The organism is Nocardioides sp., assembly GCF_030655615.1.
GTDB lineage: Bacteria > Actinomycetota > Actinomycetes > Propionibacteriales > Nocardioidaceae > Nocardioides.
The window spans coordinates 25,734-34,520 of sequence record NZ_JAURVJ010000027.1 but is presented as its reverse complement, the minus strand read 5'-3'; the positions used below and the strand labels follow the sequence as shown (position 1 = coordinate 34,520).

The following is an 8,787-nucleotide window of genomic DNA, read 5'->3' as shown; positions in this document are numbered from 1 at the left end:
GTGGTCTAGGGGCGAGCCCTCGGCGAGCCCGTGTCGAGATCCCCGCAGCCGGCGTACCCGGGTTGACGTGCACCTGCGGGGGTCTCGACGCGCGGTGACGTCGTCCCCGCGGCTCGACCACCGTGGGTGCAGGCCGGTCTGACCAGGGGGAGAGGCCGACCTCTGCCCCCGGACCGATGCGCCCCAGGGCGAGGGCGGGGAGAATGGTCGTCGTGACCCCCTTCGAGCGGACGCTGCGCATGTCGACGCCGGCCGCCATCGCGCTGCTCCTCGCCGTCGGCGTGGCGATGGGGCCGCGCCCGCTCGTGGTGGGCGCGGTCGCGGCGATCGTCGGGGTCGGGTTGACGGCGGTCGTCGCGCTGCGCCCGCTCTCCGGTTGGCCGGCCGCGGTCGGCCTCGGCCTGGCCGCCGGTGCCGTCTACGTCGTCTGCGCGGGCCAGCCGGCCAACATCGGGTGGTTCACGATGTGCGTGCTCGCCGGCTGGGTGGCCCTGGTGGCGGACGTCGTCCCCACCGCGGTGCTGACCGGCGTCCTGTTGGTCGGGTTCGGGGTCCAGTGGGCCGTCGAGCTCTCCGAGCCCGGCTGGGGGCCGTGGACCTTCGGCACGGTCTTCACCGCCGTGGCGTGCGTGATGGCGCGGCGCCAGCGCCAGCTGCTCGCCGCGCTCCAGGAGGCCCAGGCGGGGCTGGCCGAGCGGGCCGCCGCCGAGGAGCGCAACCGGATCGCCCACGAGCTGCACGACGTCATCGGCCACGCGCTCACCGTCTCGCTCCTCCACGTCACCAGCGCCCGGCTCGCCCTCGACGAGGACCCTGTCGAGGCTGCGGCCTCGCTCGCCGAGGCCGAGCGGCTCGCCCAGCAGAGCCTGGCCGAGGTGCGTGCCGTGGTCGGCCTGATGAAGGACGCCGCCGACACCGCTCCGCTGCCCGGCGCCGCCCAGCTCGGCGACCTGGTCGCCTCGTTCGACCGGGCCGGTGCTCCCGTCGACTGGACCGTCGTCGGCGACCCGTCGTCGCTCACCGCCACCGAGGGGCTGACCGTCTACCGCATCCTCCAGGAGGCCCTCACCAACGCCGCCCGCCACGCGCCGGGTGCCGCCACGGCGGCCCGCGTCGAGGTTGCGCGCGACCGTACGCGCGTCGTCGTCGACAGCGCCGGTACGCCGCACGCCCCGGTCCGCGAGGGCAGCGGCCTGGTCGGGATGCGGCAACGGGCCGAGGCCCTCGGCGGTGCGCTCACCGCCGGACCCCACGACGCCGGCTGGCGGGTCGAGGCGGTGCTGCCGTCATGACCTACGACGGACCCACCATCCGGGTGCTCCTCGTCGACGACCAGGAGCTGATCCGCGCCGGCCTGCGCGGCATCCTGCGCGCCTCCTACGGCTTCGACGTCGTCGGCGAGCTCGGCGACGGGGCCGGCGTGGTCGCCGCGGTCGGCGAGCTGCGACCCGACGTCGTGGTGATGGACGTCCGGATGCCCGGCATCGACGGCGTCGAGGCGACCCGCCGGCTCGCGGCCCTCGACGACCCGCCGCCGGTGCTCGTGCTCACGACGTTCGAGGACGAGGAGGTGCTGGCCGGGGCGCTGCGGGCCGGTGCCGACGGGTTCCTGCTCAAGGGCGTGCCCGCCGAGGACCTCCAGCGCGCGGTCCGCCAGGTGGCGGACGGCGGCTCGTGGCTCGACCCGGCCGTGACCCGGCGGGTGCTCACCGCCTACCGCGACGGGGCTCCTGGCTCGGTCGCCACCGGCGACCCGGCCGCGCTCGACGTGCTGACCGCGCGCGAGCGCGAGGTGCTCGCGCTGATCGGCACCGGCCTCAGCAACGGCGAGATCGCCGCACGGCTGGTGCTGGGGGAGGGGACCGTCAAGACCCACGTCGGGCACGTGTTCGCCAAGCTCGGGCTGCGCGACCGGGCGGCGGCCGTGGTCTTCGCGTTCGACCACGGCGTGGTGTCACCGCGCTGAGGCCTTGCGCAGCCTGGAGCGCAGCGCCCGGCTCGCGACCGGGCCGAGGTCCTCGACGACGTCGACGAGCACGACGAGACGTTCCACGGCGTCGAGCGCCGCGCGCGAGCCCACCGGGTCGACGCCGTCATAGAGCTCGAGGCCGATGAAGACCGCGCTGATCATCTGCGCCAGCCCGGCCGGGTCGACGACCTCGGCGAGCGGGCTGCCGGTCATCAGCCGGCGGACCACGGCCTCGATCTGCTCGCACCAGCGGGCCATCGCGTAGCGCGCCGCCTCGGCGAGCAGCAGGTCCTGCTGGGCGCCGGCCATCAGCTGGGCCATCACCGCGACGTTGCCGGTCTCGCGCTCGCGGTCGTGGAGCTCGCGCCCGGCCTCGAGCAGCTCGGCGAGCGAGCCGATGTGGGCGAACTGCTCGCGGTAGTAGTCGACGTTCTCGTCGACCGCCGCCCGCGTCGCCGCCTGGATCAGCTCGGGCATGGTGCCGAAGTGGTAGAAGACCAGCGCCTGGTTGACCTCGGCCCGGGCCGCCACGGTGCGCGCCGAGACGCCCGCGATGCCGTCCTGGCGCAGGGTCTCGGCGGTGGCCTCGAGCAGGCGCTGGCGGGTGTCGGTCACGTCGTCACGGTACGCCGGGAGTTGAGCGAACGCTCAACCGCCCGTGGAACGTCTGCCGTCGCTGGCCGCGACGTGGCACGATGGTCGGCATGCAGCACCGCACGATCATCATTCGCTAGCGCACCGAGCCCCGCTCGGTGCGCCACCTCCCGTCACCCCGGGAGGTTTTTTGTTGCCCGAACACAGCAGCACCCGACCAGAGAGCACTCCGATGGACCTGCACGGCGCCTTCCACGTCTACGACACGACGCTGCGCGACGGCGCGCAGCAGGAGGGGCTCAACCTCTCCGTCGCCGACAAGCTGACGATCGCGCGCCAGCTCGACGGGCTCGGCGTCGGCTACATCGAGGGCGGCTGGCCGGGCGCCAACCCCAAGGACACCGAGTTCTTCCGGCGCGCGGTCGACGAGCTCGACCTGCGCCACGCCAAGCTCGCGGCGTTCGGCGCGACCCGCAAGGCCGGCGTGCGCGCCGCCGACGACCCGCAGGTCGCCGCCCTGCGCGACAGCGGGGCCGGGGTCGTCACGCTCGTCGCCAAGTCGCACGACCGGCACGTCGAGCTCGCGCTGCGCACGACGCTCGAGGAGAACCTCGAGATGATCCGTGACACCGTCAGCCACCTGCGGGCCGAGGGCCAGCAGGTCTTCCTCGACGCCGAGCACTTCTTCGACGGCTACCGGCGCAACCGCGACTACGCCCTCGAGGTGCTGCGGACGGCGTACGACGCCGGCGCCGACGTCATCGCGCTGTGCGACACCAACGGCGGCATGCTCCCGCCGTGGGTCTCCGACGTCGTCCACGACGTGATCGAGACGACCGGTGTCCGCGTCGGCATCCACTGCCACAACGACACCGGCTGCGCGGTCGCCAACACCCTGGCCGCCGTCGACGCCGGTGCCACCCACGTGCAGGGCTGCATCAACGGCGACGGCGAGCGCACCGGCAACGCCGACCTCATCACGGTGGTCGCCAACCTCGAGCTCAAGCTCGAGCGCGAGGTGCTGCCGGAGGGGCTGCTCGCCGAGTCGACCCGGATCGCCCACGCCGTCGCCGACGTCACCAACTTCGCGCCGGCCTCGCGCCAGCCCTACGTCGGCACGTCGGCGTTCGCCCACAAGGCCGGCTTGCACGCCAGCGCCATCAAGGTCGACCCCAACCTCTACCAGCACATGGACCCGGTCGGCGTCGGCAACGACATGCGCCTCCTCGTCTCCGACATGGCCGGCCGGGCGACGATCGAGCTCAAGGGCCGCGAGCTCGGCTTCGACCTGTCCGGCGACCGCGAGCTCGTCACCCGGGTGACCGCGCGGGTCAAGGAGATGGAGCAGCGCGGCTACACCTTCGAGGCGGCCGACGCCTCCTTCGAGCTGATGCTCGTCGAGGAGGTCGAGGGCCGCAGGCCGGCCTACGTCGACGTCGAGTCGTGGCGCGTCATCACCGAGACCCTCGCCAACCGGGGCGTCGCCGACGAGGCCGTCTCCGAGGCGACGGTCAAGCTCACCGCCGAGGGCGTGCGCTACGTCGTCACCGGCGAGGGCAACGGTCCCGTCAACGCCCTGGACTCCGCGCTGCGCACCGCCATCGTCCAGGCCTTCCCCGAGGTCGCGAAGTTCGACCTCGTCGACTACAAGGTCCGCATCCTCGACCAGGGCCACGGCACCGACGCGATCACCCGTGTGCTCATCGAGACCTCCGACGGCGCGTCGTCGTGGGTCACGGTCGGCGTCGGCCACAACGTCATCGAGGCCTCGTGGGAGGCCCTGCTCGACGGCCTCACCTACGGCCTGCGCCGCCACCACGAGGACTGACATCACCGGCCCGACGATGCGCAGGGTCCTCGTCGTCGCCATGTCGGGGGCCGGCAAGACGACCGCGGCGCGCCGGATCGCCGCGCAGCACGCGCTGCCCTTCCACGAGATGGACGTCCTCGCGATCGGTCCCGGGTGGTCGACGCGGTCGGGGTTCGTGCCCGAGGTCGAACGGATCGTCGCCACCGACGCCTGGGTCTTCGACTCCTGGGGCTACCCCGAGGTGCGCGAGCAGCTCTGGGCCCGCGCCGACACCGTGGTCTGGCTCGACTACCCGCGGCGGGTCGTGCTGCCGCGGCTGCTCCGCCGCTCGCTGCGTCGGTCGTGGTCGCGAGCCCCGGTCTTCGGCGGCAACCGCGAGCGGTGGCGCGACTGGCTCTCGACCGGCCACCCCTTCTGGCACGCGGTGACCACCTTCGACGAGCGGCGGCACCTCCTCGCGCGGCGTACGGCGGTCCGCCCCCACCTGCGCACCCACCGGTTCCGTTCGCCCGGCGAGCTCGAGGAGTGGCTGTCGGGTCCTGGCTCCGGATCGGACGGCTAGAGCGCCACGACCCGGCGGACGAGGTCCTCCCACCCGGCCTGCACCTCGTCGACCGAGCGTCCCTCGAGCCCGAGCTGCTGCTCGAGGATGGGGATCTCGAGCGGCGCCAGCAACGCCGTCGCGAGGTAGCCGAGGTCGCCGTGGACGCCGAGCTGGCTGAGCAGGTAGCGCACGTGCATCGCGGTGAATGCCGCCGCCGCGTAGGCCCGGCTGCCGGCCTGCCCGGCAGCGCGGATCAACGCGGCCGAGGTGAGGGTGATCTCGATGCGGGAGCGGCCGAAGGCGTGCAGGCGCTCCAGCGGCGGCGCCCCCGGCCCGAGCGGCGGGGGGCCGGAGATGACGCTGGCCTGCCACGCGGTCTCGGAGTGGTCGAGCAGCGCGGCCATGAGGCCCTCGCGGCTCTCGAACCGCCGGAACACCGTGCCCTTGCCGACCCCGGCGCGCTGGGCCACGGCATCCATCGTCACGTTCTCGACGCTGCAGTGGTCGATCAGCTCGGCCGCGGCGCGCAGCAGCGCCTCGCGGTTGCGGGCGGCGTCCGACCGCTCGGCCGGGGGCTCCCCGGCGAGCGGCAGCAGCCGGATCCCGTCCATGAAGCGAGCCTAGCCAGGGTGGGGCAGCGTCGGGGTCCGACGACCCTGGTCGCGTCATCAGGTTGAGACGCCAGGGTCGTGGGTATCGATCCCCCGGGTGATCGCCCAACACCGAACATCATCGAAGGGCTCTGTCATGGAAATCTGTCCCGTGCGCGACCCCGCCACTTTCGCCTCGCGTCCAAGCCGCCTGATCGCGTTCGTGATCGCCATGACGCTCGGCGGCGCGATGCTGGTCGTTGGCTCTGCGTCCCCGGCCGCAGCGACGACGACATGCAAGAACTACGAGCGGGACGTGGGTGTGCAGCGCGTCTGCCGCTACACCCACCAATACTCGGGCGCGAGGATCGAAGGCAGCGCCTACTGGTGGTACGCCGGGGGACGGGTCTCGGAGGAGGGCAGGCTCATCTTCACCGTCAAGGACACGCTGGCGAACAACAAGTGCGCTTACGGCCGGATCTCCAACGACTACGGTGGCAATGCGTGGTACGAGGTCTGCGGCAACAAGCGGGAGAAGACCTTCGACCGCGGGATCGGCCACCAAGCCGCCGGTTCGCCGCGGGACGGCTACTGGCGTCTCCAGATCTGTTCGGAGAAGTCGGTCAGCAAGTGCTCCACGGTCTGGTCGCAGAAGATCGGACAACGTCCCCCTGCCTGACCTCGGTTGCCAGAACGTCGGACGGAGTGGGAATACAAGCGGACCGCGGTCCGTTTGGCTCGTCATGACCACCACCCAGACCCGCGTCGCCGTCCTCGTCGGAAGCCTCCGCACCGACTCCACCAACCGCAAGGTCGCCGAGCTGCTCCGCGACCAGGCGCCCGAGGGCGTCGAGCTGTTCATCGTCGACGGCCTCGCCGACGTCCCGTTCTACGAGGAGACCCTCGACGCCACCGCCACGCCCGCCGCCGCGGTCGCCCTGCGCGACCAGGTCGGCAGCGCGAGCGCCGTCCTCCTCGTCACCCCCGAGTACAACGGCACCATGCCGGCCGTCCTTAACAACGCCATCGACTGGCTCTCCCGCCCCTACGGCGCCGGTGCCCTCGTCGGCAAGCCGGTCGGCGTCATCGGCACCACCCCCACCCCCTACGGCGGCAAGTGGGCCCACGAGGACGCCGTCCGCTCGGCCGGTGTCGCGGGCGCCATCGCGATCGACGGCGGCGTGGTCTCGCAGTCGATCCTCGAGGTCGACCCGCTCACCGACACCGAGGTGCTCGAGCGCTTCCACGGCGTGATCCGCGCGCTCGTCGCGTTCGAGCCCGTCGCGGCCTGACCGACCTGCTGCCCGGCGACCCGGTCTAGGGTCGCCAGGGTGGCGGACCTGCACGACCTGACGGCGCTCGAGCAGGGCGCCCTCGTCGCCCGCGGCGAGGTCTCTTCGCTCGAGCTGACCGAGCACTACCTCGAACGCGCCGCACGTCTCGACGACGTCGGCGCGTTCGTCGTGCTCACGCCCGAGGTCGCCCGCGCGCAGGCCCGGGCGGCCGACACACGCGACCCTGCCGGCCCGCTCCACGGCGTGCCGACGGCCGTCAAGGACCTCAACCTCACGGCGGGCGTCCCGACCCGGTTCGGGTCGGCGGCGTTCGCCGACTTCGTGCCCGACGTGTCGGACGGCGTGGTCCTCTCGCTCGAGGCCGCGGGCCTGCCGATGCTCGGCAAGACGAGCACCCCTGAGCTGGGCTCGCCCTGCTACACCGAGCCCGAGGGCGCTCCCGCGGCGGTCACGCCGTGGGACCGGACCCGGATGGCGGGTGGCAGCTCCGGCGGGGCAGCCGCAGCGGTGGCCGCCGGGATCGTGCCCGCGGCCCAGGGCTCGGACGGCGGCGGCTCCATCCGGATCCCGGCCTCGTGCTGCGGCCTCGTCGGCCTCAAGCCCTCACGGGGGCGGATCAGCGGCTTCCCCGCGTACGGGGATCCAGTAGGACTGGCGACTGCCGGCTCCATCGCGCGCACCGTCAGGGATGCAGCGGCGCTGCTCGACGTCATGGCCGGTCATCGGGTCGGGGATCCGTCGTGGGCCCCACCTCCTTCGGAGTCGTTCCTCGCTGCGTGCGACCGGGACCCGGGGCGGCTCCGGATCGCGCGGTTCATCACGCCGGTGATCTCAGCACCCGCCACCGACAGTTCCGGGTCGGGCGTCGGGACCCCGGTGGACGACGAGGTGGTCACGGCCTACGAGGACGCCTCCCGGCTGCTCGAGACCCTGGGTCACGAGGTCGTCGACGTCCCGGTCCCGCTGCCGCCCGAGGCGGTGCCGGTCTTCGAGACCTGCTGGTCGGTCCTCACCGCCCTCAGCCCCGTGCCGCCCGAGCGTCAGCACCTCCTGCGCCCCCTCACGCGGTGGCTCGCGGACCGCGGCCACGCCGTGACGGCACCCGAGTTCGGGCTCGCCATCGGCGCGATGCGCCGCCACGCGGCCGCGGCGATCGCTGCGCTGGCGGCGTACGACGCCGTGCTCACCCCCACGCTCGCGCGGGTCCCGCTCCCGGTCGGCGCGCTCCGCGACGACGCCGACCCCGCCCGCGACTTCGAGAACCAGAAGGCCTTCACGCCCTGGACCTCGGCGTGGAACGTCACCGGTCTCCCGGCGATCTCGCTGCCCCTCCACTGGACCCAGGGCCCCACCCCGCTCCCGGTCGGTGTGATGCTGGCCGGGCGGCAGGCCGGCGAGGCGGGCCTGCTCGCCCTCGCAGCCCAGGTCGAGGCCGCCGCCCCCTGGCACGACAGGAGACCACCCGGATGGTGACCCCGACCGCCCACCTGACCGCCGACGACCTCAGGCAGGTCCGCGACCTGATGGACACCGCCTTCGACGACTTCACCGACCACGACTGGTCCCACGCCCTCGGCGGCCTGCACGTCCTGGTCCGCGACGAGGGCGACCAGGTCGTCGCCCACGGGGCCCTGGTGCAACGACGGCTGCTGGTCGACGGCCGGTCGTTGAGCTCCGGCTACGTCGAGGCCGTCGCCGTGCACCCGGCCCACTGCCGCCAGGGCTTCGGCTCGCGCGTCATGGCCGACCTCGAGACCCTCGCCCCGGGCTACGACCTGCTGGCCCTCAGCTCGTCGACCGCCGGCGTCCCGTTCTACGAGGCCCGCGGCTGGGAGCTCTGGCGCGGCCCGTCAGCCGTCGTCTCGCCCGAGGGGCTGCAGCCCACGCCCGAGGAGGACGGCGCCATCTACGTCCTCGGCGGCACCGGCCTCGACCTCGACGCCCCGATCGCGTGTGACTGGCGCGACGGCGACGTCTGGTGACGC

At 73.4% G+C, this 8,787-nt stretch carries 10 protein-coding genes; 8 read left to right on the top strand and 2 right to left on the bottom strand.

Annotated features, from left to right (window positions below; translation table 11 throughout):
- The first annotated feature begins 212 nt into the window (after positions 1-212).
- A complete protein-coding gene (locus Q7T52_RS02420; RefSeq protein WP_304799142.1) occupies positions 213-1,292 on the top strand; it encodes a sensor histidine kinase in 1,080 nt (359 codons plus the stop codon).
- Positions 1,289-1,966 (top strand): response regulator transcription factor, encoded by a 678-nt coding sequence (locus Q7T52_RS02415; RefSeq protein WP_304799141.1) that lies wholly within the window; start codon positions 1,289-1,291, stop codon positions 1,964-1,966. Before Q7T52_RS02420 ends, Q7T52_RS02415 begins: the two co-directional genes overlap by 4 nt.
- Here the strand turns inward: Q7T52_RS02415 and Q7T52_RS02410 are convergent.
- The gene (locus Q7T52_RS02410; protein WP_304799139.1) at positions 1,955-2,584 is read right to left on the bottom strand and encodes a TetR/AcrR family transcriptional regulator; all 630 of its coding nucleotides are present in this window, start codon (positions 2,582-2,584) and stop codon (positions 1,955-1,957) included. The genes Q7T52_RS02415 and Q7T52_RS02410 overlap by 12 nt on opposite strands.
- A 211-nt stretch (positions 2,585-2,795) precedes the next feature.
- On the opposite strand from Q7T52_RS02410, the gene cimA reads away from it, so the two are divergent.
- A complete protein-coding gene (gene cimA, locus Q7T52_RS02405) occupies positions 2,796-4,391 on the top strand; it encodes a citramalate synthase (RefSeq protein WP_304799138.1) in 1,596 nt (531 codons plus the stop codon).
- A 16-nt stretch (positions 4,392-4,407) separates the two neighbouring features.
- Positions 4,408-4,935: a hypothetical protein gene (locus Q7T52_RS02400; RefSeq protein WP_304799137.1), complete on the top strand. Its 528-nt coding sequence runs from the start codon at positions 4,408-4,410 to the stop codon at positions 4,933-4,935.
- Here Q7T52_RS02400 and Q7T52_RS02395 read toward each other — a convergent pair.
- Positions 4,932-5,528 carry a TetR/AcrR family transcriptional regulator gene (locus tag Q7T52_RS02395; RefSeq protein WP_304799136.1) on the bottom strand — a complete coding sequence of 199 codons (597 nt, stop codon included), beginning with the start codon at positions 5,526-5,528 and terminating at the stop codon, positions 4,932-4,934. The two genes, Q7T52_RS02400 and Q7T52_RS02395, sit on opposite strands and share 4 nt — an antisense overlap.
- Positions 5,529-5,664: 136 nt before the next feature.
- On the opposite strand from Q7T52_RS02395, the gene Q7T52_RS02390 reads away from it, so the two are divergent.
- From Q7T52_RS02390 to Q7T52_RS02375, 4 genes are all read left to right on the top strand, one after another.
- Positions 5,665-6,186, top strand: coding sequence for a hypothetical protein (locus tag Q7T52_RS02390; RefSeq protein ID WP_304799135.1), 522 nt, complete (start codon positions 5,665-5,667; stop codon positions 6,184-6,186).
- Positions 6,187-6,250: 64 nt separating this feature from the next.
- Positions 6,251-6,799 carry an NAD(P)H-dependent oxidoreductase gene (locus Q7T52_RS02385; RefSeq protein ID WP_304799134.1) on the top strand — a complete coding sequence of 183 codons (549 nt, stop codon included), beginning with the start codon at positions 6,251-6,253 and terminating at the stop codon, positions 6,797-6,799.
- 39 nt (positions 6,800-6,838) lie between these two features.
- Positions 6,839-8,275: an amidase gene (locus Q7T52_RS02380; protein ID WP_304799132.1), complete on the top strand. Its 1,437-nt coding sequence runs from the start codon at positions 6,839-6,841 to the stop codon at positions 8,273-8,275.
- Positions 8,269-8,784, top strand: a complete 516-nt coding sequence (locus tag Q7T52_RS02375) for a GNAT family N-acetyltransferase (RefSeq protein ID WP_304799131.1) — start codon at positions 8,269-8,271, stop codon at positions 8,782-8,784. The genes Q7T52_RS02380 and Q7T52_RS02375 overlap by 7 nt, the downstream gene beginning before the upstream one ends.
- Positions 8,785-8,787 lie beyond the last annotated feature (3 nt).

What these genes read in the sequence shown, in the direction of transcription:
- Q7T52_RS02415 (WP_304799141.1), top strand. Translation starts at nt 1,289, where the DNA reads ATGACCTACGACGGACCCACCATCCGGGTGCTCCTCGTCGACGACCAG.
- Q7T52_RS02390 (WP_304799135.1), top strand. Translation starts at nt 5,665, where the DNA reads ATGGAAATCTGTCCCGTGCGCGACCCCGCCACTTTCGCCTCGCGTCCA.
- cimA (WP_304799138.1), top strand. Translation starts at nt 2,796, where the DNA reads ATGGACCTGCACGGCGCCTTCCACGTCTACGACACGACGCTGCGCGAC.
- Q7T52_RS02395 (WP_304799136.1), bottom strand. Translation starts at nt 5,528, where the DNA reads ATGGACGGGATCCGGCTGCTGCCGCTCGCCGGGGAGCCCCCGGCCGAG.
- Q7T52_RS02400 (WP_304799137.1), top strand. Translation starts at nt 4,408, where the DNA reads ATGCGCAGGGTCCTCGTCGTCGCCATGTCGGGGGCCGGCAAGACGACC.
- Q7T52_RS02375 (WP_304799131.1), top strand. Translation starts at nt 8,269, where the DNA reads ATGGTGACCCCGACCGCCCACCTGACCGCCGACGACCTCAGGCAGGTC.
- Q7T52_RS02385 (WP_304799134.1), top strand. Translation starts at nt 6,251, where the DNA reads ATGACCACCACCCAGACCCGCGTCGCCGTCCTCGTCGGAAGCCTCCGC.